Here is a 23731-nt window from a genome sequence, read left to right on the forward strand (position 1 = left end):
GTTACTTCACCTCTTTCAATGCTTCAGGAACAGAGAATCGTCCTTCATAAATTGCTTTTCCGACAATCGCACCGCTCACGCCTTTTCCTACAAGCTCCTTCAATGCCCGTAGATCAGCTAACTCACTTACCCCACCAGAGGCAATGACGCTTTTTCCTGTTTCAACCGCTAGTTTCTCTACAGCCAATAAGTTCGGGCCAGAAAGCATCCCATCTGTTGCGATATCTGTAAAAATAAACGTCTCTGCACCCGCTTCAGCAAGTCGCTTTCCAAGCTCAACCGCTGTGACAGAAGAGGTATCGAGCCAGCCGTGCGTTGCCACATAGCCATCCTTCGCATCGAGCCCAATCGCAATCTTTTCTCCGTACTTTTGAATCATTTCAATGGCAAACTCTGGGTTAGACACTGCCACACTCCCGATAATGACACGTGACACGCCATTATTTAAGTAATGAAGAATATCTTCCTCGGTACGAATACCTCCACCAATTTGCACTTTCGCATCAAGCTTTTGAGCAGCCTCGATCACAAAGCGGTCGTTCACACGCTTTCCATCCTTTGCTCCGTCAAGGTCGACCATATGTATCCACTCGGCTCCTGCCTCGGCAAAGCTTTTCGCCATATCAAATGGTGAATCTCCATACACGGTTTCTTGATTATAATCTCCTTGTAAAAGGCGGACACATTTGCCTCCGCGCATATCAATCGCTGGATAAATAGTAAAGCTCATCGTGCCACCCTTTCTTTCGTTAGCTCAGTAAAATTACGCAATAGCTCCATGCCTAGCTTGCTGCTTTTTTCCGGGTGAAATTGCATTCCGAATACATTTCCACGGCCTACTACAGCAGGTACTTCAACGTCATAATCGCAGCTAGCGATTACGACCTCATGATCCGGCGTGTTTACGTAATATGAGTGAACAAAATACACAAAGTCTTCATGGATATTTTCTAAAATCGGCGACGAACGGAAGAAGTGAATATTGTTCCAGCCCATATGCGGGACTTTGTACGCCTCTCCCTCAGGAGTTACTCCTGGAAAACGAATCACGTTTCCTGGTAGTAACGCCAATCCCTTCGTTAGGCCATTCTCTTCGCTTTCCTCAAATAATAGTTGCATTCCAAGGCAAATGCCTAGCAATGGCTTTCCAGTTTTCACATATTCCTTGATCATCGCAGTCAGGCCTGATTCGTTCAGCTTTTCCATAGCATCCTTAAACGATCCAACCCCTGGTAAGATTAAGCTATCAGCTTGTAGCAGTTCGCTAGCATCCTCTGAAATGAAGTAAGGAGCTTCGAGCCGTTCAAGGGCCTTCGAAACACTGAATAAATTCCCCATTCCATAATCAATAATTCCGATCATTTACAACATCCCTTTCGTTGATGGAACGCCCTTTATTCTTGGGTCAATCGTGGTTGCTTCATCCAACGCTCTAGCTAATGCTTTAAAAATGGCCTCGATGATATGGTGTGTATTTTGACCATAGTGAACGATCACATGGAGGTTCATTCGTGCTTCAAGAGCAAGCTTCCAAAGAAATTCGTGAACTAACTCTGTGTCAAAGGTTCCAACCTTTTGACTTGGGAATTGCGCTCGCATTTCTAAATGCGGACGGTTGCTTAAGTCAACGACTACTTGCGCAAGTGTCTCATCCATTGGTACAAAGGCATTACCATAGCGCTTGATTCCTTTTTTATCGCCTAATGCTTCACGAAGGGCATGTCCTAAGCAGATGCCGATATCCTCTGTTGTGTGGTGATCGTCCACCTCTGTGTCGCCCTTGGCGTTGATGGTTAAGTCAAATTGACCGTGCTTGGTAAATAAGTCAAGCATATGCGTCATGAAAGGAACGCCAGTCTCTAGTTCTGATTTCCCTTCACCATCAATTGTTAAAGCAAGTTCTATATTTGTTTCACCTGTTTTTCTTGTAATGCTTGCTGTCCTTGTCATCCCGAATCCTCCTGTTCAAAAAAGTGTTGGTCAAGGGTCGTTTCACCCTCCGTGCGCTGGTGTTGCTACGCAACAAAGGCTTCTTCGGGTGGAAACGCCCCCTATTCCATTTATTTAAATCGTGATTCTACCGCTCTAGCGTGGGCTTCTAAGCCTTCGAGTCTTGCGAAGGCGGCGATTTTCTCTACGTTTTGTTGTAATGCTTTTTCACTGTATGAGATAATGCTTGATTTCTTTTGGAAATCGTCAACGTTTAATGGGCTTGAGAAACGGGCGGTTCCGTTTGTTGGCAGCACGTGGTTTGGGCCTGCGAAATAGTCTCCGACTGGTTCGGAACTATATCGACCGATAAAAATCGCACCTGCATGCTTGATTTGCCCTAATAGCTCCATTGGGTTAGCCGTCATCACTTCAAGATGCTCTGGCGCCAATGTATTAATGGTAACAATCGCTTCCTCTAATGTGTCGGCTACATAAATCGCTCCGTAATCAGCGATTGATTGTTCGGCAATCGCCTTACGAGGCAGTGTTTCTAGCTGACGAACAACCTCCTCAGAAACCTGTTCTGCTAACTTTTGCGAGGTGGTAACAAGCACACAACACGCTCTCTCATCATGCTCCGCCTGCGAAAGAAGATCAGCTGCCACTTCGCTTGCTCGAGCCGTGTCATCTGCTAAAACGGCAATTTCACTCGGACCTGCAATCATATCAATATCCACGTCACCGAACACTTCACGCTTGGCTAGGGCCACATAGATGTTTCCCGGTCCGACGATTTTATCAACCGGCTTAATTGCTTCAGTGCCGTAAGCAAGGGCTGCCACTGCTTGTGCTCCCCCTACCTTGAAAATCTCCTTCACACCGGCTTCTTGTGCCGCAACAACGACCGCTGCTGGTAACTTCCCATTGGCACCTGGAGGAGACACCATGACGATGCGCTCAACCCCAGCCACTTTTGCTGGCATCACATTCATAAGGACAGACGATGGGTATGCCGCTGTTCCACCTGGTACGTATACGCCAACGGAATCAAGCGGAGTTACCTTTTGGCCAAGAATCGTTCCATTCGCTTCTGTCGTCAGCCATGAATTACGAACCTGCTTTTCGTGAAACGTGCGAATATTCTCAGCCGCTTCCTTGATAATCGCCACATATTCCGCACCTGTTTCCTCGTATGCTTCACGGATTTCTTCTTCAGAAACCTGCATCGAAGTTAACGTGGCACGATCAAATTTTTCTGTATAGGCAAATAGAGCAGTATCTCCATTTTTTCGTACATCTTCAATAATTGCCTTTACCGTTTGGCGTTGCTCCTCGGTTCCCGCATCCACCGAACGCTTAATGGAAACCGCCTCACTCACCTTTTGAATGTTCATCCTGTTCAGCTCCTTACACCGTGAATCACGTCTGTTAACTTATCAACGATCTCACTAATTCGCTCATCCTTTGTTCGGTAGCTGACCGGATTTACAATCAGACGAGAGGTAATATCGGCAATGCGCTCGTATTCTACTAGTCCATTTTCGACCAATGTTTTTCCTGTAGACACGATATCTACGATGCGATCAGATAATCCAATAATCGGTGCAAGTTCGATCGAACCATTTAGCTTGATAATCTCCACCTGCTCCCCTTGTTCACGGAAGTAGGCTGCTGCCACATTCGGATACTTGCTAGCCACCTTTGGAGCGACATCGTTCATCTTTGTATTTGGTAAACCTGCAACAGCTAAGTAGCAGGCACTAATTTTCAAATCTAATAGTTCATACACGTCACGCTCTTCTTCAAGCATAACATCTTTTCCTGCAATCCCTAAATCAGCCACGCCGTGTTCTACATAAGTGGGGACGTCCATCGGCTTTGCTAAAATAAAGCGAAACTGCTCTTGTTCCACATCGATAATAAGCTTGCGAGAGTCTTCAAACTCTGGTGGAAGATTGAACCCCGCTTGACGAAGAAGCTCGACTGCTTCGTCAAAAATCCGCCCCTTCGGCATTGCAATTGTTAGCATTTCCTTCACTGTTAAGACCCCCTGCCTGCTTTTCCGATTAAAAAGACGATATCTGTATATTGATTCGTGCATGCATCAATATTTTTCACACCATTGATATCTTGTAACACGACTTTTTCTCCGATGGCGCGCTTCTCTTTTGCCACTTCGTACGCTTCCTGTCGTCGTTCATCACTGAATAAAATACATGTCATCGGTGTTTCTTCTGATAATCCACCAAGCGCTTCAATTAGGCGGTCTAAGTATAAAGCAAATCCGGTCGCTCCGGTTGCCTTCCCGAACTTTTCTAAAAGAAGATCGTATCTGCCGCCGTTTCCAATCGGTGTTCCTACCGCATGGGAGTATACTTCAAACACGATTCCCGTGTAGTAGCTCATATGACTAATAAGCGTCAGGTCAAACTTTAGCTTATCTTCCTCACCAAAGGCTACGACAATCTCCCACAATTGCTGAAGCTGAGAAAGTGCTTCACGACCACTTTCGTTTTCAATAATATCATTGGCAAAGCTTAGTACCTCTTTTCCTCCACGAAGCTTTAAGAAGTCTAATAATCTTTGCTTATCAATAGAAGATAACCCGAGGTTTTTCACATGCTCACGGTATCCTACGTAATTTTTTTCGTATAAAAATTTCGTTAATGCTTGGGCGCGCTCTTCCGTTCCAAGAATTTGCTGGAACAATGTCTGTACAAAGCCGATATGACCTACGGAAATTTGGAACTTTGGTAGTCCAGCCTCACGTAATGATGAGATTAATAGAGCAATGACCTCTCCATCTGCGCTAATCGTATGGTCACCAATACACTCTACACCGATTTGCTCAAATTCTGCAGGTCTGCCCCCTTCTCTTTGCTGTGCTCTGTATACATTCGCAGAGTAAGCTAAACGTAGCGGCAAGTCTTCCTTCAACAGCTTTGACGCTGCCACACGCGCAATCGGCGCGGTCATATCTGGTCTCAGCACAAGTGTATGTCCTTGTGAATCTAATAATTTAAACAACTGCTGGTCAAGAATAGCTGAAGCCGTTCCGACCGTTTCATAATATTCAAGTGCGGGCGTTTCAATAAACTGAAAACCCCAGCGCTTCATTTCTGATTTTATTGCATTTCTAGCAATGCTTTTCGTTTCATATAATCCTGGAAGGGTATCTCTCATTCCAAGCGGTTTTTCGAACATAAACAAACGACTCAAGACAATCACCTCTATATCTAAATGTTCCGAATCCTTTAGTTCGCTAATATGTTAGCAAAATGAAGTTATATGTAGTTTACTCCTTTCCCAAGGAGGTCGTCAACTGAAAAATTGGATAAATTGTCGGTTGGTGCCCAGTCTCTTCGCTGTTATTGCTAGCGCAATAAAGGCTCGATTATGGGCACCAACCGATCAAAATATACAAATAAGCCTCACTAACTTGCGTTAATGAAGCTTATTATTTCCGTAAATCGGATCTTGTTCCCATCTTTCTGCGAGCTCTTCCTTTGTGTAAATCACACGCATGGGGTTGCCACCAACGAACGCTCCTGCAGGAACATTCTTATGAACGAGCGTTCCTGCTGACACAATAGCTCCGTCTCCAATGGTGATGCCAGGTAAAATCGTCGTATTCGCCCCGATCATTACTTCGCTTCCGATTTGTACTTCTCCTAACCGATACTCTTTGATTAAGTATTCGTGTGCAAGAATCGTGGTGTTATAACCGATGACGGTGTTTTTTCCCACGCTGATTTTTTCCGGAAACATAATATCGAGCATGACCATAAGAGCAAACGAGGTTTGGTCACCAATATTCATTTTTAGAAATGTTCGATACAACCAGTTTTTCATTCCTAAAAACGGTGTATATCGTGCCAGTTGTATGACGATGAAGTTTTTAACGACTTTTACAAATGGGACGGTTTTGTATACATGCCAGAGAGAGTTCGCTCCTTCGACCGGGTAGCGAGTCGTCCTTCTCATTGACCTTCTGCCTCTAAAATAGCCAGTAAATCGGTCATGTTTTCAAGCATATAGTCTGGATTGTACTTGGCTAAATACTCACGACCTTTAATCGACCAAGCAACCGCAGCCGTTCTTACTCCGGCATTTTTCCCTCCTAAAATATCATGATGGTTATCTCCAACCATGATCGCTTCCTCTGGAGAAGAATGCAGTTTTTCTAAAGCCATACGTACCGGACCTGGGTCTGGCTTTGCTTTTTCCACGTGATCAAGTGCCACAATGATTTCAAAATAAGGATCTAGCTTGGTTAGCTTCAACCCTTTCATAACGACGTCAGACATTTTCGACGTTACGATTCCAATTTTATAACCTTTTTCCTTTAAGGCAATTATGGTTTCCTTTACACCCTCGAACTCCTTCACAAGCGAATCATGATTGCTAATGTTAAAGGCACGATACGTCTTTATCATTTCCTCGACACTATCCGGATTCATTCCGCCAAATGTTTCAACAAGCGTTGGTCCCATAAACGGGATCACATCCTCACGCTTGTATTGGTCAGGATAGTAGTGCTGCAAGGTGTGTAGAAAGGACTGAATAATCAGTTCGTTTGTATCTATTAATGTTCCGTCTAAATCAAATAAGATGGTTGTCGTTTTAGTGGTCATAGACTGCTTCCTTTCGTTTTGAGAACTCGACTCGCTTCCATATTTTCACCACAATGGCGGTCAGGACGATCGCCAACACTAATCGGATGAGTAGTAGAGGAAGGACAGGAATTCCTAATGGTAAAAAGATGAGGGTATCTTCCACAACGGCGTGGCAGGCTGCGAGGAAAATAAAAGCAATCGTTACGTCCTTCTTGCTCACTCCATCCTCTTTTACGGCCTGAATCATGACGCCGGCTCCATACGCAAGGCCAAAAATCAATCCTGCCGCAAGAGTCGTTGACGTATTTTCCTTCATTCCTAATGCTCTTGTCACTGGTGCCATCCAACGCGAAAACACTTGAAGCCATTGTAAGTCCTTTAATACTTGAATCACAATCATTAACGGCATCACAATCATGGCTAATTGAACAATTCCAAGCGCGGCTGTTTGCAAAGCATCGAGAAGGACCGGAATGACGCCACTCACCGTTTCTTCTTTCGCTGCCACCAACCCGTATTGGGCACGCTCACTACCACCTTGCCATACTAAATTAATGACAATTCCTGAAAAAATGGCCAATCCAATTCTCACGGTTAGCGCAATCCAAAGCTTCACTCCTACTTTTATCGCGACACTCGATTCCACGAGCATATTGTGTGAAAAAGAAAGCATAACTGCGATGATAAACACTTCTTTTACCGATAAATCAATCGTTAGCATGGCACCGATTGCCGCGTACAGGTTTAGAAAGTTTCCTAGTACGAGAGGAATCGCTGCGTCACCAGAAAGGCCAAAAATCCCCATCAAAGGAGTAATTAACTGAATCACCCATGGCAGAACAGGGGTGTGCTGCAGCAAAGCAACAATAAGGGCAACCGGAAATATAATTTTCCCCAATGCCCAAACGGTCTTCAAACCGACGAAAAAACCTGCTTTCGTAGATTGTAGCATCTTCTCTCCGTGCTCCCTTATTTGTATTAGGATGAGGGCAGTTTCACCTGAAGCCAGCCTTTGTTGCGTAGCAACACCAGCTGGTGAAAGGGGAAACTGTCCCTCTCACTTATTTCATATTGGGTAAAGTTTCTCCTAAAGAAAGCCTTTATTGGGCAGCTTTCGTAAGGAGAGATTGCACCCTTATCTCTCTATGTTTTACACACTCTGGTCCAAATACCGGACCTTCGCGTATCCTTTTACTCTTCGATAAACGATTAAAGCAACGGCTAAAACAATTAAGGCAATCGAAATCGTTTGGGCAATACGTAAAGATTCTGTTAGCATCAAGCTGTCCGTACGCATTCCTTCCACAAAGAAGCGGCCGATCGAATACCAAATCACATACGAAAGGAAAATCTCTCCTTGTCGTAGATTCACCCTTCTTAATGACATTAAAAGGACGAATCCTACAATGTTCCAGATCGATTCATACAAGAAGGTTGGATGATAATAGACCCCATCAATATACATTTGATTAATGATAAACTCCGGTAAGAATAAGCCTTCTAAAAAGCTTCTTGTTACCTCGCCACCATGCGCCTCTTGGTTGATAAAATTCCCCCAACGACCGATGGCTTGCCCAAGAATAATACTCGGTGCTGCGATATCTGCAAGCTTCCAAAACGAAATATTTTTATTCCTTGAAAACACAATCGCTGTAATAACCGAACCGATTAGTGCTCCATGAATCGCAATTCCACCGTTCCAAATCTTAATAATATCACCTGGATTTTGCGAGTAATAATCCCATTCAAATGCCACATAATAAATACGAGCCGAAATGATCGCAATAGGTATCGCCCAAAGCATCAAATCAGGAAAAATATCTTTATGTAGTCCCCTTCTTTCTCCTTCTCGCATCGCTAAAAATAAAGCAAGTGCAATACCCACCCCAATGATCACACCGTACCAATGGATCTGGATTGGACCGAGTGACACCGCAATTGGGTCAATCGGTTGAATAGTTGATTCCATTACAGCTCATCCCCCTTAGGATTAATGTTCTTCGTCATGCTCGCCTTCTTCAATCACATCAGCTAGACGATTCGTAAACTGCTCCGCTGCGTTCACTCCCATTCGTTTCAGACGGAAGTTCATCGCTGCTACTTCAATAATAACGGCTAAGTTCCGACCAGGTCGAACGGGAACCGTTAATTTTGTTAAATCTGTGTCAATGATACGCAATTTTTCTTCATCTAATCCTAAGCGATCATATTGCTTGTTTTGATCCCATAACTCTAGGTTAATTACTAATGTAATGCGTTTATGACTTCGAACCGCTCCTGCTCCGAACAGTGTCATCACGTTAATGATTCCTAATCCACGGATTTCAAGTAAATGCTCAATCAATTCCGGAGAATTACCAATGAGCGTATCTTCATCCTCCTGACGAATTTCTACGCAATCGTCTGCGACCAATCGGTGTCCACGTTTGACGAGTTCAAGGGCTGTTTCACTTTTCCCGACTCCACTTTTCCCGGTAATTAAAACCCCTACTCCATAAATATCAATGAGAACCCCATGAACAGCAGTTGTAGGCGCAAGCTTACTTTCTAAAAAGTTCGTCAAACGTCCAGAAAAACGAGTCGTCTTCTGTCTAGAACGCATAAGTGGCACAGCCTCACGTTCACACGCTTCGATCAGCTCTTCAGGTACGTCAAGCTCCCTTGTCACAATGATTCCAGGAGTTACATCCGTACAAAGCTTTTCCATACGAATAGCACGCTCCGTTGGCGACAATTTTTCCGCAAAGGTTAGCTCTGTTTTCCCAAGCAGTTGAATCCGCTCGGCTGGATAATAATCGAAAAAACCTGCTATTTCAATACCCGGTCTAGAGATATCACTCATCGTGATCGGGCGATTTATTCCTTCTTCTCCACTAATTAACTCAAGGTCAAATTTTTCAATAATATCTTTCGTACGAACTTTCGCCATGGTCGTCTTCCTCCTCTGTATGTAAAGAGACAATTCCTATCTATTTTACCATCTTTTTTTAAAGAACCAAATTTGATCCTCATATTTTGTCAAAAAAATGACCCTCCTCAAAATTGAGAAGGGCTAGAATTTAAGGGAGAAACTCTTTTACTTGTTCACTTACAAAAAAGTCTCTTCCATTGAAAATCGATATCCCATTCAGTGAATGTGACTTTCCGTTAACCGTAATGATATTTTTATTAGTGGGGATTTCAATGGATACCTCTCCTTTGGTAGCCGTAAACACAAGGTTATATTGTTCTTTTTGAACCATTTTTGTGACGTAGCCTTGCTTCTCAAATGATTCCTTTGCATTTATGAAGAACGATTGGCTCAACTTTTCTAAGTTAAACCCCATGAACTCTGCCATTATCTCAGGTAACTCCGTGTTCTCCAGGTAGCCTGTAGGATGAGACGGACCGTACGCATATAGAAAAACATCTTCTCCCGTATGTCCACCTGTTGTAAAACCAAGATTCGCTTTTTTCGCTAACAAAGCCGATAGATCTGCACCTACATGATTGGAGTATGTCAGCATTCTTACTTCGTTGTTTGATAAATCATCCAAACCATACAACTTCGCCACTTGTTTGATATTGGAGCGATCCTCCTTTAGATCCTGTAGTGCACCCTCGACCGTGCGCTTGGCTTTTTTCAATGGCTGAATGAAGCTTTCAACAGGAGTATGCGCATACGATCTAGACGTTTGCCTATTCCCCATCGTGATTCCACTATTTCCATGATCGGTCACGGCAATCACCATCGTATTTCCATCTCTTTCAGCAAATGCGACTGCTTCCTTTACCGCCTCGTCGAAGGCCAACACATCGCTAATCATGCCAACAATATCATTTTTGTGAGCAGCCCAATCAATTTTGCTTCCTTCCACAAATAGGAAAAATCCATCTTTGTCTTTTGAAAGGGTTTGAATCGCCTTGTTTGTCATCTCGGCAAGAGTGGGCTCGGAAGGTTTAGTTGCCGGACGGTCTATATCATAGGCAAGCGACTCCTCCGCAAAGCTTCCCCAGATTTTTGTACTGTTTGCCTTTTGTAATTCGCTTCTCGTGTCGACCCATTGATAGCCTTTTTCTTTTATGACATTTTGTAGATTTTCTTGGTCTTTCCGATTCGTCAAATGGACACTTCCGCCACCAAGTACGACATCGATTCCTTGATACACCTGTTGTTCAGCAATATCTTCTTGTTGCTTTCGGCTCAGAACATGTGTGGAAAATCCAGCCGGCGTGGCATGTTGAATTTCAGAGGTAGCAACGATACCCGTCGTTTTCCCTACTTGTTTTGCACCTTCTAGAATATTAGCTACCGGCGTAAGCGCATGCTTCGGGTTCTCGTCCTGCTTGCCTGGTGTCGTAATTTTCGATGGAAGAAGCCCAATATAGTGCTCATCTGTTTTGTTTCCAGTCGCTAGAGCGGTAGCCGCAGCGGCAGAGTCTGTGATCGCAGACTCTGCGGAATACGTTCGCACGCCTCCCGTTAAAATTTGATCTAACGCAAGATCTCTTCCTTTATACCAGCGGGCTAATGCGACCGCTCCCGAACTTGTTCCATCCATCACCATCATAATTACATTCCTCGGGGACTCAGTATGCGGCTGCTGGGCTTTCATCTCTGTACAACCTACACTCCCAAGTAATAAAATACACGCTAAGGTTGTGATTAGCAGTTTCTTGCTCATAAAAGCCTCCCTTCCCAATCGTTGTTTATTTTACTCATGTTGTTGGAAAGTAAACGGGAAAATGAAAATTCGTGATGGAAAACTTGAACTTTCGGGGAAAGTGGATGAATTTTTTGAATCGCTAATATGTACTTGGGATCGCAAGTAATTTTCTTGGATCGCAAATATATTTTTGGAATAGCAAATAAATTTCTAGAATCGCAAAAAAGTTTTTAAAATTGCAAATAAATCTCTAGAATCGCAAGTAAAATCACATTGAACTTCAGAAGTGAACGTAAAAACCATTGATTTCTACTAAATTCCCCCTTTTCCATATAAAAAACCCTCCTTTGCTTAAAAAGGAGGGTGGAAACTTAGTCATTTTCCTTCTTTCTCGAAAAAACGGTCTTCTGAAGGATGACATTTACGATCGACATGATGAGCGCGATGAAGAAGGCCATCCAGAATCCTTCGATTTCAAAGGAGGAACCGACCAATTCATCGGTGAGCAGAAGCGTCAATGCATTGATGACTAGCAAAAACGCGCCAAGCGTCACAATCGTGATTGGCAGAGTTAATATGATTAAAATAGGCCTAACCAGCATATTTAGGATCGCTAATATGAAACTCGCGGCCAAAGCCGCCCCAAAGCCTTCTATATAAAAGGAGTTTTCAAAATAGCCTGCCAGTGCGATAAACAAAATCGCATTAATTCCTATTCCTATTAGCCATCTCATCGCAATCATCCATTCTTATTTCACTTTTTTCAACGAAATCGAACCGGTCTTTGTATCTGCAAGAATCGTTGTAAAGGTATCCAGCGGTCTTGTAGATTTAAAACTAAACATTTTTTGAACGACTTCACTTTTATTTTCTACAACTGAAATATCGTCAACGTCTACTTGGAACCCACCAAGATTGGATTTTAGTTCGCCACTTAGTGACCATGAAGCGGGTACCTTCACCTTGATGGAGCCTGTTGTTGCTTTGGCTACCACCACATCACTTTGGTCTCCAGCCAGCTCACATTCAATATTTCCGTTAAAGGATTGGAGGTCTAGCTTTTTATAAGTACCATCCACTCTAATAGCTCCATTAATCGTCTCCGCTTCACAGTCTTCCATTTGACTTTTTTGAACAGAAATTTGCCCATTTGCTGTTTCCAGTTCTGCTTTTGATGCCTTAATGTTCGATACATCTACTTTTCCGTTTGCTGTTTTTGCTTTAAACGACGCCACCACAAGGTTCTCACTTGTAATCGGCCCGTTAAACATGCGAATGCGAATATGGTCAAAATCAGTAGAAGGCACGTATACCTTTGCCTGAACCTTCATCCATTTTTGTTGTGCCCCGAAACGTAGTTTATCCCCTTCCACCGAAAATAACACATCTTTGATAAAAAGGCTTTTCGCTTCCTCTGGTGATTCCACACGGTACACCTTTGCTTCACATTCGACACGAACATCCGATTGATCCCACGGAATAAGGGTCACCGAACCATTCGCGACGTCAATATCTATATCCTTTACTCTCGCGTGGGTTTGTTGATAAATATGAGAAACATCTACTGATTGACCAAAATTCCAATCAAGATCAAAATCTTTAATCTTTTTAAACGCGACATCAACAAACTCTAGTATTTTTTCTTTGGCAGATTGAGCCTTTTGATAAGAAAAACCTGACGACTTTTTCCCTTCCTCAAAATTCACAACCGTTGAAAGCTCATTGTATAATTTTTGTTGCTTTTCTTCCATGGAAGTATTGGATTTCTCCAACTCTTCTAATAGTAGCAATGCTTCATCTACCTTAAGCTTTCCTTCCTCTACCATCTGTAAGATTCGTTTTCTCTCTTCTTTCATGTCTATACCCTCCCCAATGGACTAATAATCTTCATTCGCAAAGACTTTAATCGCTTTTACAAGATTCCAAATCGTAACGATGATGGCAATTAATCCAGTTAAAAGCGCGCCGATAATAATAGCAATCGGTGCTGTGTCTGTTAATTGGTTGGTCATATCTAGGTAAACCGCTGAACCGACTAGAAACGGAACGGGAACAATTGGAATTAAATGCGACAAAAAGGCTTTCTTCGCATGCTGTTTGACATAAGAACTGGATGAAACTAAAAATACGACCAATGGAAAAATAAACCCAGCGAAAAAGATACTCAAGTAACTCATACCGGCCAAAACTTTATTCGTATTCATTTTCCTTCATCACCTCTGCTCATATGTACGTTCTTAATAATTAAAAGTTTCATGAATTTTGAGGAGATGGATACAAAAAGGAGCAATTCCCTATCGGAACTACTCCCCACCCTTACACGTTAGTTACTTGCTCTTCCTTTTGCTGAATCTGTTTCTTCATTCTCTCACGATCACGGTCTAGAATCGGCTTTAAGTATTTCCCTGTATACGAAATTGGTACTTCAGCTACTTGTTCCGGGGTTCCCATCGCAATAATGGTACCTCCCTTATCCCCACCCTCTGGTCCGAGGTCGATAATATAGTCGGCCGCTTTAATGACATCGAGATTGTGCTCAATGACCAACACCGTATCACCGTTTTCCACCAGGCGCTGTAGGACGACAAGCAATCGTGAAATATCATCCACGTGTAACCCAGTGGTCGGCTCATCGAGAATATAGAACGAGCGGCCAGTAGAACGGCGATGAAGCTCAGACGCAAGTTTTACCCTTTGCGCCTCCCCACCAGATAAAGTCGTGGCAGGTTGACCGAGCGTAATGTAACCAAGACCCACATCGTGGATGGTCTGAAGCTTCCTCTTAATTTTAGGGATATTTTCGAAATAAACAAGTGCATCTTCCACCGTCATATCTAGTACATCCGAAATATTCTTGCCTTTATATTTCACTTCTAGCGTTTCACGATTGTAGCGTTTCCCGTGACACACTTCACAAGGGACGTAAACATCCGGCAAAAAGTGCATTTCGATTTTGATAATTCCGTCTCCGCGGCACGCCTCACATCGGCCACCTTTGACGTTAAAGCTAAAGCGACCTTTTTTGTAGCCTCGAACCTTTGCTTCATTTGTTGCAGCAAACACATCACGAACATCGTCGAACACCCCAGTATATGTCGCTGGGTTGGATCTTGGTGTACGACCTATTGGTGATTGGTCGATATCTATGACCTTATCAAGATGCTCGATCCCTTTGATTTCTCGATGCTCACCAGGTTTTGTTTTTGCGCGATTCAGCTTTTGAGCTAATGATTTATGAAGAATTTCATTAATCAATGTACTTTTTCCTGAACCAGAAACACCTGTTACCGCAATGAACATCCCAAGCGGGAACTTCACGTTCACATTGTTCAAGTTATTTTCCTTGGCGCCCTTAATTTCGACGTATCTACCATCACTTTTTCTCCGCTCAATTGGTAGCGGAATAAATTTCTTACCTGCTAAATACTGACCGGTTAGCGAGTTTGGATCGTCCATAACCTCCTGCGGTGTTCCAGCAGAAACAATTTGTCCTCCATGAACTCCTGCCCCTGGGCCTACATCAATTAGGTAATCGGCAGCAAGCATCGTATCTTCATCATGCTCAACAACGATCAGTGTGTTTCCAATATCACGCATATTTTTCAATGTATCAATTAATCGGTCATTGTCTCGTTGGTGAAGACCAATCGATGGCTCATCTAGAATGTACAACACACCGGTTAATCTTGAACCAATTTGTGTAGCTAAGCGAATCCGTTGTGCCTCTCCCCCAGATAGAGTTCCCGCCGCACGGTTCAATGTTAAATAATCAAGTCCTACATTAATTAAGAAACCTAGACGCTCTTTAATTTCACGAAGAATTAAGTTAGCAATTTTTGTTTCTTTTTCCGTTAAATCGAGATGGTCAAAGAAATGATTAGCTTCTTGAATCGAGAAGGACGTCACTTTACCAATATGGTGGTTGTTGATTAGCACCGCTAATGTTTCCTTCTTCAGGCGGTCCCCTTTACAAGTCGGACAGTGATGCTGAGCCATGTACTTTTCCATTTGCTCACGAATAAAATCAGAGCTTGTCTCCTTGTAACGGCGCTCCACATTTCGAATTACACCTTCGAATTGGATATAGCCTTCACGGATTTGACCGAAGTCATTTTCGTAACGGAAGTATATATCATCTTCTTTTGATCCAAATAGCACTTTTTCAAACAAATGCTTTGGAATATCCTTCACAGGAATATTCATATCAATTCCAAAGTGGTTACACACTGCTTCTAATAGCTGTGGATAGTACTGAGAGCTTGTTGGCTCCCACGGTGCGATGGCATGCTGTTTTAAGGATAACTCTTTATTCGGAACAACAAGGTCCACATCCACTTCAAGCTTTGATCCTAATCCATCACAGTCCGGACATGCACCGAACGGACTGTTAAAGGAGAACATACGAGGTTCAAGCTCTGTAATTGAAAAGCCACATAATGGACAGGCATGGTGTTCGCTGAATAGCAGCTCCTCTTCGCCAATAACATCAATAATCACTTTTCCTTCACCAAGGCCAAGAGCGGTTTCAAGGGAATCAGCGAGACGGGCAGTGACTCCCTCTTTGACGACAATACGGTCAACTACCACTTCAATCGTATGCTTTTTATTTTTCTCCAGCTCAATTTCATCTGAAAGATCAAGCATTTCTCCGTCTACACGTACGCGAACAAAGCCTTGCTTTTTAATATCTTCAAAAACCTTTACATGTGTCCCCTTGCGACCCGAAACAATTGGGGCAAGCACTTGGAGCTTTGTTCGTTCAGGATACTCCATAATTCGGTCGACCATTTGCTCGATCGTTTGTGAGCTAATTTCAATCCCGTGATTCGGACAGGTCGGTCGACCCACTCTTGCATATAATAGACGTAAATAATCATAAATCTCGGTAACTGTTCCTACAGTCGATCGCGGGTTACGACTGGTTGTCTTCTGGTCAATCGAAATAGCGGGTGATAGTCCTTCAATCATATCAACATCAGGCTTATCCATTTGTCCTAAAAACTGTCTTGCGTACGCTGATAGTGATTCTACATAACGTCGCTGCCCCTCTGCATAAATGGTATCAAATGCAAGAGAGGATTTCCCCGAGCCTGAAAGTCCAGTCAGTACGACGAGCTTATCTCGCGGAATGGTCACATCTATATCCTTTAAATTATGAGCTCTAGCCCCTTTAACTATGAGCTTTTCCATTGCCATTGGTTCGTCATCCTTCCGCTTTCAACTCTAATATTAAATCGCGAAGCTCTGCCGCTCTCTCGAAGTTTAGCGCCTTCGCAGCTTCTTTCATTTCCTTCTCCATATCCTCAATCAGCTTATCACGCTCTTTTTTCGTAAGCTTTGTAAGCTTTTCTGTTGTCTTATACTCTGCTTCGTCCTCAGCCGCATGCGTCGCACGAATGGCATCTCGAATACCTTTTTGGATCGTCATTGGTGTGATACCATGCTTTTCATTGTACTCTTCTTGGATGGCACGACGGCGTTTGGTCTCTGAAATCGCAAGCTCCATAGAATTTGTCATTCGATCCGCATACATAACCACATGACCTTGGGAATTACGCGCTGCACGACCAATGGTTTGGATCAACGAACGTTCTGAACGAAGGAACCCTTCCTTGTCTGCATCCAAAATGGCTACTAACGAAACCTCAGGAATATCAAGTCCTTCTCTTAACAGGTTAATCCCTATGAGAACATCATATTTTCCTAGTCGTAGCTCACGAATGATTTCAATTCTTTCGAGCGTTTTTACTTCAGAGTGTAGATATTGTACCTTGATACCAATTTCTTTCAAGTAATCTGTTAAATCCTCGGACATCTTTTTTGTTAACGTCGTTACAAGAACGCGTTCATTCCTCTTAATCCGCTCATGAATTTCGCCAATGAGGTCATCAATTTGCCCTTCAATCGGACGAACGTCAATCGTTGGATCAAGCAATCCTGTTGGACGAATGATTTGTTGAACCATTTCTGGCGTATGCTCAAGCTCATATGGTCCCGGTGTTGCCGATACAAACACAATTTGATTGATCTTCTCCTCAAATTCTGTAAACGTTAACGGTCGGTTATCCATCGCTGAAGGCAAACGGAATCCATGATCCACGAGAACCTGCTTACGCGCTTGGTCCCCGTTGAACATTCCACGTATTTGAGGCAACGTTACATGTGACTCATCGACGACAATCAAGAAGTCTTCTGGGAAATAATCGATCAATGTATACGGTGTTGACCCAGGTGGTCTTAGAGTTAGATGTCGGGAGTAGTTCTCAATTCCCGAACAGAAGCCCATCTCCCTCATCATTTCTAAATCGTAACGTGTTCGTTGCTCTAAACGCTGGGCCTCAAGAAGCTTTCCGTTTTCACGCATGTCCGCTAGCCGTTCTTCGAGCTCCTTTTCGATATTTTCAATGGCAACAAGGAGCTTTTCTTCACGTGTAACGAAGTGGGAAGCTGGGAAAATAGCAACATGTTCTCTTTCTCCAAGAATCTCCCCTGTTAATGCATCAACCTCTCGAATGCGATCAATTTCATCACCAAATAACTCCACACGCAAGCAATGCTCATCACGTGAAGCCGGGAAAATCTCGACCACATCGCCACGAACACGGAACGTTCCGCGCTGAAAATTAATATCATTTCTTTCATATTGAATATCTACTAAGCGATGCAGGAGTTGATTTCGTTCAATTTCCATCCCTGTTCTTAGTGACAGCACAAGATCCCGATATTCCTCAGGAGAACCGAGACCGTAAATGCAAGAAACACTCGCGATGATGATGACATCTTTTCTCTCAAACAAAGAGGATGTAGCCGAGTGACGAAGCTTATCAATTTCGTCATTGATGCTAGCATCTTTTTCTATAAACGTATCCGTTGAAGGAACATACGCTTCTGGCTGATAGTAATCGTAATAACTAACAAAATACTCGACGGCATTATTCGGAAAAAACTCCTTAAACTCGCTATAGAGCTGGCCAGCAAGCGTTTTATTGTGAGCGATCACAAGTGTCGGCTTATTTACTTCTTTAATGACATTGGAGATCGTGAATGTTTTTCCAGTCCCTGTTGCTCCGAGCAACGTTTGACGTTTTTCACCGTTATGTATTCCATCAACAATCCTTTGAATTGCTGCAGGCTGATCTCCTTGTGGTGAGTATTTAGAGACTAATTCAAATTGGTCCTTCACAAGTACTCCTCCTATTAAAAGCATCAATTGGAATTTCATCTATAGTAACTAGCTGCGACGGACCTAGCTGAGCAAATAACCTATATTTTCATATTAATCATTCTACCACAAATAAGGGAAAACAAACCAATAATATACGAACAAATATTCGATGTTTTTTCTTTTGGCGATGAAGTCTGTCAGTCCTAGTCGAAAAAAGGTCAATCAAACATTTGATTGAATTGACCCAAACACCCTCTATAAGTAAAAAGCGCATAAAAAAACTTGTCGAAAATTTCATCGACAAGCTTCTACCTACGATCGTTTTTTTGCCCTTTCTCGAACCATTTTCGAGTAGGCAAACCCAACCGTTAAAGACAATGCATCTACAATAATGAGCGATAAGGAATCGGTATAACCCTTATAAACCGATGCAGCTATTAGTGCAACTGTAAGCAATAAACCAATCACATGGCTGTATGTAACTCTTGTAAAAAAAATAACGAGAGCACCAGGGATAAAAAGACCCAATACATACTTCATCTCGTTCAACCCCTCTTTGTTACCACTTATATTTCTAGAATATATGGTCAACTCCTGATGCACAAGTATTTCACTTAAGGAAAGTGCATACTAAGAAGAAAATGAAAGGGGCATGACGAATATGGCTAGAAAAAGACGTCCATTAATCCCGGAGGCTAGAGAGGCATTAGATTCGCTAAAAGCAGATGTCATGAAACAGAGAGGATATGTGGTGTCAAAAGATAACCCGGATCAGGTTAAATACGAAGTGGCAGCGGATATGCATATTCCACTTAGTAGAGGAAATAACGGAAATCTCACCTCCCATCAAGCAGGAAAGATCGGTGGTCAAATTGGTGGAAGCATGGTCAAAGAAATGGTCCGACTTGCACAGGAAAAAATGAGAAATGAATCGTCGGAATAGAAGCACGAACACATAAAAAATGCCTCTAAACCTAGAGGCATTTTTAGCTTGCAGCACCGTGTTTCGTTAAAATATCTTCATAATTAGAACGCTCGACTGGAGGTGAGTAGAAATAACCTTGCACCTCGAAGCAATTCATATTTTGCAGGAAACCGATTTGATTCGATGTTTCCACACCTTCCGCAATGACCTTCAGATTTAGGTTGTGAGACATCGAAATGATGGCAGAAATGATTTCTTTATTGCTTTCATAATCAGCAATAAAGGATTGGTCAATTTTCAAACGATCGACAGATAGCTTTTGTAAATAACTTAAGGAGCTATACCCTGTACCAAAATCATCGACACTGATTTCAACCCCGACTTTTCTTAGCGCAAGCAGATTTCGATTGACTCGCTCTTCCCCACGCATAATAACACTTTCCGTAATTTCAATCTCAATATCACTACCGTCAATTTCATAGGTGGCTAGATTTTTAATGATAAAATCGACAAAGTCTTCTTGGTAAAAATGAATGACGGAAATATTAATAGAAGTTCTTGGCACCGGCATACCTTTCCGCTTCCACTGCCCAATCGTCTCAAATACTTCCGTAATCACAAATCTCTCAAGATCAATAATTAAATTGCTTTCTTCAGCGATTGGAATAAACTTACTTGGTGGAATAAATCCGTTCTCTTCATGTTTCCAACGAATTAGTGCCTCGGACCCAACCAACTGGTTTGAACCCGTATCAAATTTCGGTTGGTAATACACCGTTAGCTTGCGATTCGCAATATCTCTACGAAGATCACTTTCTATCTTAATTTTATTTAGTGATTGCTCCTTCATCGTAGATTCATACACCACATATCGATTGGACCCTTGATTTTTCGCTCGATACATCGCAAGATCTGCTGCCTTTAATAATTCCAAAATCGACTCTCCATCTTTTGGAAAGTAAGCAACACCGATGCTCGCTGTAAGTAAAAAGTCAAAGCCATCGAGTACGATGGGGGTACGAAAACCTTCGATAATTTTTTGAGCAATCTCATCATAGTCAGCTGGATGAGGAAGGAGGGCCGCAAACTCATCTCCCCCAAGCCTTGCAATCGTACAATTTTCAGGCATGAGCTCCTCAAGTTTTTTCCCGGTTTCTTGAAGAATTTTATCACCGAAAAAATGACCAAAAGTATCATTAATCCGTTTAAAACGATCAAAATCAATATAAAAAAGATAGAAAGGTTTATTTTCACCAATCGCCTCTGCTGCCACTTTTTCAAGCTTCCGTTTATTCGGTAAGTTGGTTAAATCATCGTGATAAGCGAGGTAGCGAATCGTCTCCTCGGCATGCGTCTTCTCTGTAATATCTCGGACAATTCCATATACTCCAATCAGTTCTTCTTTCACGATTATTCGAACAGGCGTAATTCTTACATCAATAAAAAAGCCATCTCGATGTCGTAGTTTTACTTCAACCGATTGTATTTCTCCTTGAAGAACACTTTTTAAATAACCATTAATTTCGTCTTCATCGTAGATTAATAGCTCTTTAAAATGCAGTCCTTTAATCGCTTCCTGATCATAGCCCGTAAGCTTAAAGGCTTCCTTATTCGCATGCAAGATGTTCCCAGACAAGTTTACGGCAAATACGGCATCAGGATTATGATTAAATAGCGATAAGTACGATTGAATATTACGCATCAATAAACGTTCGCCAAACAGGTCAGGAACAAGCATTAAGGCAAGATTCATAATGACACTGTATGTAAAAGGTAAAAGCATGACCAATGGTTTTGTATTACCCGCACCAATTTCTTCAAGATTCAGCATGGATACAACGACCATAAAAGGAATTCCCGCAAAAGCAGCTCCGCCAAGAATACTGCCAACAAGCTTCCATCTAGACAGAAATTGATATATATCTGAGTTCGTTATTTGAATAAGGAACCGAAGCAAGGAAAACATCGTTGCTAATGTGAGAAATGCCGTCATGATCGCAAGCATCGGCTTTAAATCAAGATGGTCCGAGTAAAGAAGATAAAAGCCAAGGCCAAGTGTACCTAAAATACAAAGCGTAACGAACAGTCCTGCAAATAGGTATTGAATCGAGCTATTTAGTCGCTGCTTCGTTACCCCAAGAGCAATATAAGATCCGATAAAGCAGAAATAAAAACTTAATTGAAAGTATAAATTGATATTCCCTGTAGAGTACGGTAATTCAATTGAAAAACAAACCAATAACAATGCTAACCAAAAAGTAAAGCCTAGCATTAACGAGTATAATAATCTTCTCGTAAACGTATAATTTTCTAGCTTCAACCGACGACAAAATTCTGCCCCTAATGTACAGCATATTATCGAAATGAAGATAGCAATCAACACATCGCTTAAATTGAACACATAAAATGTGGCAGACCCAAGCAAAGTAACCCCTCATCCCAGAGCAAAATTCAGTAGACTGCCCTTTTCCGACCTACTGTGGACTCCATTTTACCATGATTCGACAGTAATATCCTACTATTTTCGCAGGGAAAAGGGATTATTTATTCGATCAACGAATGAAAGACCCACCTGTTTTGGAGGAGGGTCTTTGTCTAGCTTTCATGATTCTCAAAGTCGAGATACTTAGAAAATAAATGCGTCGATTGCGTATGCTCCAGGACCTGTTAATGCAACACCAATGGCTACAACTAATAATGTTAGGTTATATTCATACCCATTTGCTGTTGACCATAACCCATTGGCACCGTGAACTTTTACAATGGCCATAACCATCGTTGCAGCAATAAGTAGACCTGCAAGTGGAGTTAAGAATCCAGCGGCAAAGAATAATCCTCCTACCAACTCAGCTAAACCAGCAAGAAGAGCCATTGTTACACCTGGCTTTAATCCAAGCGACTCCATCCAGCCACCTGTTCCTTTCAGTCCGTAACCACCGAACCAACCAAATAATTTTTGTGCACCATGACCAATAAATAATAACCCGATAACCACACGAATCAATAATAATCCTAAATCTAACATCTTGTAATTCCTCCTAGTTGTTTGTTAATTTGATCGTTCTTCTACTTTCTTCTTCGTTTTTCTTAGTACATCTATTAAACTGTTTACCTCATGACGATCTAATGAAGCAAACATGGAATCAATCAGTACTTGATGCTCCGGAATAAGGACATCCATTAATATTCTCCCTTTATCCGACAAAGAAATATGAATAGCTCGTCGATCTCCTGGACAGATATTTCGCTCTAAAAAACCCTTTTGTACCAGCTTATCAACCACATACGTCATCGAACCGCTAGCCACAAGAATGCTGCTCCCCACTTGATGAATCGTCTGAGTCCCCTTATGGTAAAGAACTTCAAGGACCGAAAACTCTGTCACACTTAGATCATGTTTTGTCACATTTGCCTTTATACATTCTTGAATCGCCTTTGTTGTTTGCATGAGGAGCAGAAAAGGTTCGTTAGAACAAATCTTATCCATATGCTCACCCCCTTGTCTCTTTATCTCTGATTCAAATATCTTGAATATGAGATAATAATATTACGAATTCGAGATATTGTCAATGGGTGATTAGAGAGTTTTTTTCTTATGACTCACTCCCCCTTGAAAACCAGCTCCTGAGGTCATAAACATGTTTTTATGACCTTATTCCCTTAAAAACAAGCTAATCTCGGGTCATAAACCTGACTTTATGACGTGTAAGAAAATCTAAATCAAACACCACAGGTCATAAACTCTCCTTTATGACCTGATACACAAGTAAAACCAATGCCACGAGTCATAGGCCGCTTCATCTAGAAATCTTCTCTAAATTAATTCCATTAGGACAAAAAAACACCAAGCATTTTTTACATGCTTGGTGTTCATTTCACAATTAACACCGGACAGTTTGCTCGTTTGGCTACTTTATGACTCACACTTCCAAGAACAAATTCCTGTAAGCCGCTTAATCCTCTGCTGCCAATCACGATAATATCCGCGTGATGATTGTTTGCATATTCAACAATCGCAGGGCCTGGATCACCTGAAAGAATCGTGACCTTATAGGATACCTCATACGTTCTGGCCATTTTTTCGACTTCCCTTATTCGTTCCTTGCGCTTTCCGTCTAAATCTGCTGAGTTCCAATGGCTCAGTACTTCTGATTTCACTTTATCAGCATCAACGACAAAAACAATTTCTACTAATGACCCTGGAGTGCATTTCGCAATATGCATGGCGTTTTCTGCGGCTCTTTTCGCATGATCTGATCCGTCCGTGGCTAGGATGATATTTTTATACAATCGATGACCTCCTTCTTTTGTTAAAAAAGTCTAATATGTTAATTATGCGTGAAATGCATCATTATCGCAGTGATGTTCCTCACCGTACCCTCTCCTTTATTCACATATGAGCTATCCAAAAAAAGAGAGACATATTCCCATGTACAAGCCCATATAG

The 23731-nt window shown here is 42.2% G+C and carries 23 protein-coding genes; 1 reads left to right on the top strand and 22 read right to left on the bottom strand.

From position 1 onward, the window contains the following. Window position 1: 1 nt before the first annotated feature. The 18 genes from hisA to ACGLXV_RS14080 all read right to left on the bottom strand — a co-directional run bounded on the left by hisA (window position 2) and on the right by ACGLXV_RS14080 (window position 18899). Window positions 2–730 (bottom strand): 1-(5-phosphoribosyl)-5-[(5-phosphoribosylamino)methylideneamino]imidazole-4-carboxamide isomerase, encoded by a 729-nt coding sequence (gene hisA, locus ACGLXV_RS13995; RefSeq protein WP_391559104.1) that lies wholly within the window; start codon window positions 728–730, stop codon window positions 2–4. Continuing rightward, the gene (gene hisH / locus ACGLXV_RS14000; RefSeq protein WP_391559105.1) at window positions 727–1362 is read right to left on the bottom strand and encodes an imidazole glycerol phosphate synthase subunit HisH; all 636 of its coding nucleotides are present in this window, start codon (window positions 1360–1362) and stop codon (window positions 727–729) included. The genes hisA and hisH overlap by 4 nt, the downstream gene beginning before the upstream one ends. Continuing rightward, a complete protein-coding gene (gene hisB, locus ACGLXV_RS14005; protein ID WP_391559106.1) occupies window positions 1363–1950 on the bottom strand; it encodes an imidazoleglycerol-phosphate dehydratase HisB in 588 nt (195 codons plus the stop codon). Window positions 1951–2060: 110 nt separating this feature from the next. Next, entirely contained in the window at window positions 2061–3326 is a 1266-nt protein-coding gene (hisD, locus tag ACGLXV_RS14010) for a histidinol dehydrogenase (protein WP_391559107.1), read from the bottom strand. Between the two features lie 5 nt (window positions 3327–3331). Then, complete coding sequence (gene hisG / locus ACGLXV_RS14015; protein WP_119709982.1) at window positions 3332–3970, bottom strand: ATP phosphoribosyltransferase; 639 nt, start codon at window positions 3968–3970, stop codon at window positions 3332–3334. 2 nt (window positions 3971–3972) lie between these two features. Further along, the gene (locus ACGLXV_RS14020; protein WP_391559108.1) at window positions 3973–5151 is read right to left on the bottom strand and encodes an ATP phosphoribosyltransferase regulatory subunit; all 1179 of its coding nucleotides are present in this window, start codon (window positions 5149–5151) and stop codon (window positions 3973–3975) included. Window positions 5152–5376: 225 nt separating this feature from the next. Further along, window positions 5377–5916 (bottom strand): acyltransferase, encoded by a 540-nt coding sequence (locus tag ACGLXV_RS14025; RefSeq protein ID WP_391559109.1) that lies wholly within the window; start codon window positions 5914–5916, stop codon window positions 5377–5379. Then, window positions 5913–6566, bottom strand: coding sequence for a pyrophosphatase PpaX (gene ppaX / locus ACGLXV_RS14030; RefSeq protein ID WP_391559110.1), 654 nt, complete (start codon window positions 6564–6566; stop codon window positions 5913–5915). The genes ACGLXV_RS14025 and ppaX overlap by 4 nt, the downstream gene beginning before the upstream one ends. Next, window positions 6556–7500: a nucleoside recognition domain-containing protein gene (locus ACGLXV_RS14035; RefSeq protein WP_391559111.1), complete on the bottom strand. Its 945-nt coding sequence runs from the start codon at window positions 7498–7500 to the stop codon at window positions 6556–6558. Before ACGLXV_RS14035 ends, ppaX begins: the two co-directional genes overlap by 11 nt. A gap of 198 nt (window positions 7501–7698) precedes the next feature. Beyond that, complete coding sequence (lgt, locus tag ACGLXV_RS14040; RefSeq protein ID WP_391559112.1) at window positions 7699–8517, bottom strand: prolipoprotein diacylglyceryl transferase; 819 nt, start codon at window positions 8515–8517, stop codon at window positions 7699–7701. Window positions 8518–8538: 21 nt separating this feature from the next. After that, window positions 8539–9477: an HPr(Ser) kinase/phosphatase gene (hprK, locus tag ACGLXV_RS14045; RefSeq protein ID WP_119709988.1), complete on the bottom strand. Its 939-nt coding sequence runs from the start codon at window positions 9475–9477 to the stop codon at window positions 8539–8541. A 130-nt stretch (window positions 9478–9607) separates the two neighbouring features. Next, window positions 9608–11212, bottom strand: a complete 1605-nt coding sequence (locus tag ACGLXV_RS14050) for an alkaline phosphatase (RefSeq protein WP_391559113.1) — start codon at window positions 11210–11212, stop codon at window positions 9608–9610. A gap of 353 nt (window positions 11213–11565) precedes the next feature. Then, on the bottom strand, window positions 11566–11928 hold the full coding sequence (locus tag ACGLXV_RS14055) for a phage holin family protein (protein ID WP_391559114.1): 363 nt from the start codon (window positions 11926–11928) through the stop codon (window positions 11566–11568). A 15-nt stretch (window positions 11929–11943) separates the two neighbouring features. Next, the gene (locus tag ACGLXV_RS14060) at window positions 11944–13050 is read right to left on the bottom strand and encodes a DUF4097 family beta strand repeat-containing protein (protein ID WP_391559115.1); all 1107 of its coding nucleotides are present in this window, start codon (window positions 13048–13050) and stop codon (window positions 11944–11946) included. 21 nt (window positions 13051–13071) lie between these two features. Further along, window positions 13072–13398, bottom strand: a complete 327-nt coding sequence (locus ACGLXV_RS14065; RefSeq protein ID WP_391559116.1) for a magnetosome magnetite crystal formation protein family — start codon at window positions 13396–13398, stop codon at window positions 13072–13074. A gap of 112 nt (window positions 13399–13510) precedes the next feature. Further along, window positions 13511–16390: an excinuclease ABC subunit UvrA gene (uvrA, locus tag ACGLXV_RS14070; RefSeq protein WP_391559117.1), complete on the bottom strand. Its 2880-nt coding sequence runs from the start codon at window positions 16388–16390 to the stop codon at window positions 13511–13513. A gap of 7 nt (window positions 16391–16397) precedes the next feature. Next, window positions 16398–18377 carry an excinuclease ABC subunit UvrB gene (gene uvrB, locus ACGLXV_RS14075; protein WP_119709994.1) on the bottom strand — a complete coding sequence of 660 codons (1980 nt, stop codon included), beginning with the start codon at window positions 18375–18377 and terminating at the stop codon, window positions 16398–16400. Between the two features lie 294 nt (window positions 18378–18671). Then, complete coding sequence (locus tag ACGLXV_RS14080; protein WP_119709995.1) at window positions 18672–18899, bottom strand: CsbA family protein; 228 nt, start codon at window positions 18897–18899, stop codon at window positions 18672–18674. A gap of 121 nt (window positions 18900–19020) precedes the next feature. Between ACGLXV_RS14080 and ACGLXV_RS14085 the strand changes: the two genes are divergently transcribed. Beyond that, window positions 19021–19302, top strand: a complete 282-nt coding sequence (locus ACGLXV_RS14085; protein WP_391559118.1) for an alpha/beta-type small acid-soluble spore protein — start codon at window positions 19021–19023, stop codon at window positions 19300–19302. A 43-nt stretch (window positions 19303–19345) separates the two neighbouring features. Here the strand turns inward: ACGLXV_RS14085 and ACGLXV_RS14090 are convergent, their stop codons facing one another. The 4 genes from ACGLXV_RS14090 to ACGLXV_RS14105 all read right to left on the bottom strand — a co-directional run bounded on the left by ACGLXV_RS14090 (window position 19346) and on the right by ACGLXV_RS14105 (window position 23574). Next, the gene (locus ACGLXV_RS14090; protein ID WP_391559119.1) at window positions 19346–21709 is read right to left on the bottom strand and encodes an EAL domain-containing protein; all 2364 of its coding nucleotides are present in this window, start codon (window positions 21707–21709) and stop codon (window positions 19346–19348) included. 201 nt (window positions 21710–21910) lie between these two features. Further along, entirely contained in the window at window positions 21911–22309 is a 399-nt protein-coding gene (locus tag ACGLXV_RS14095) for a DoxX family protein (RefSeq protein WP_391559120.1), read from the bottom strand. Window positions 22310–22333: 24 nt separating this feature from the next. After that, window positions 22334–22771: a MarR family winged helix-turn-helix transcriptional regulator gene (locus ACGLXV_RS14100; protein WP_391559121.1), complete on the bottom strand. Its 438-nt coding sequence runs from the start codon at window positions 22769–22771 to the stop codon at window positions 22334–22336. A 383-nt stretch (window positions 22772–23154) separates the two neighbouring features. Further along, window positions 23155–23574, bottom strand: a complete 420-nt coding sequence (locus tag ACGLXV_RS14105) for a universal stress protein (RefSeq protein WP_391559122.1) — start codon at window positions 23572–23574, stop codon at window positions 23155–23157. Between the last annotated feature and the right edge of the window lie 157 nt (window positions 23575–23731).

This window comes from Robertmurraya sp. (assembly GCF_036676585.1).
GTDB lineage: Bacteria > Bacillota > Bacilli > Bacillales > Cytobacillaceae > Robertmurraya_A.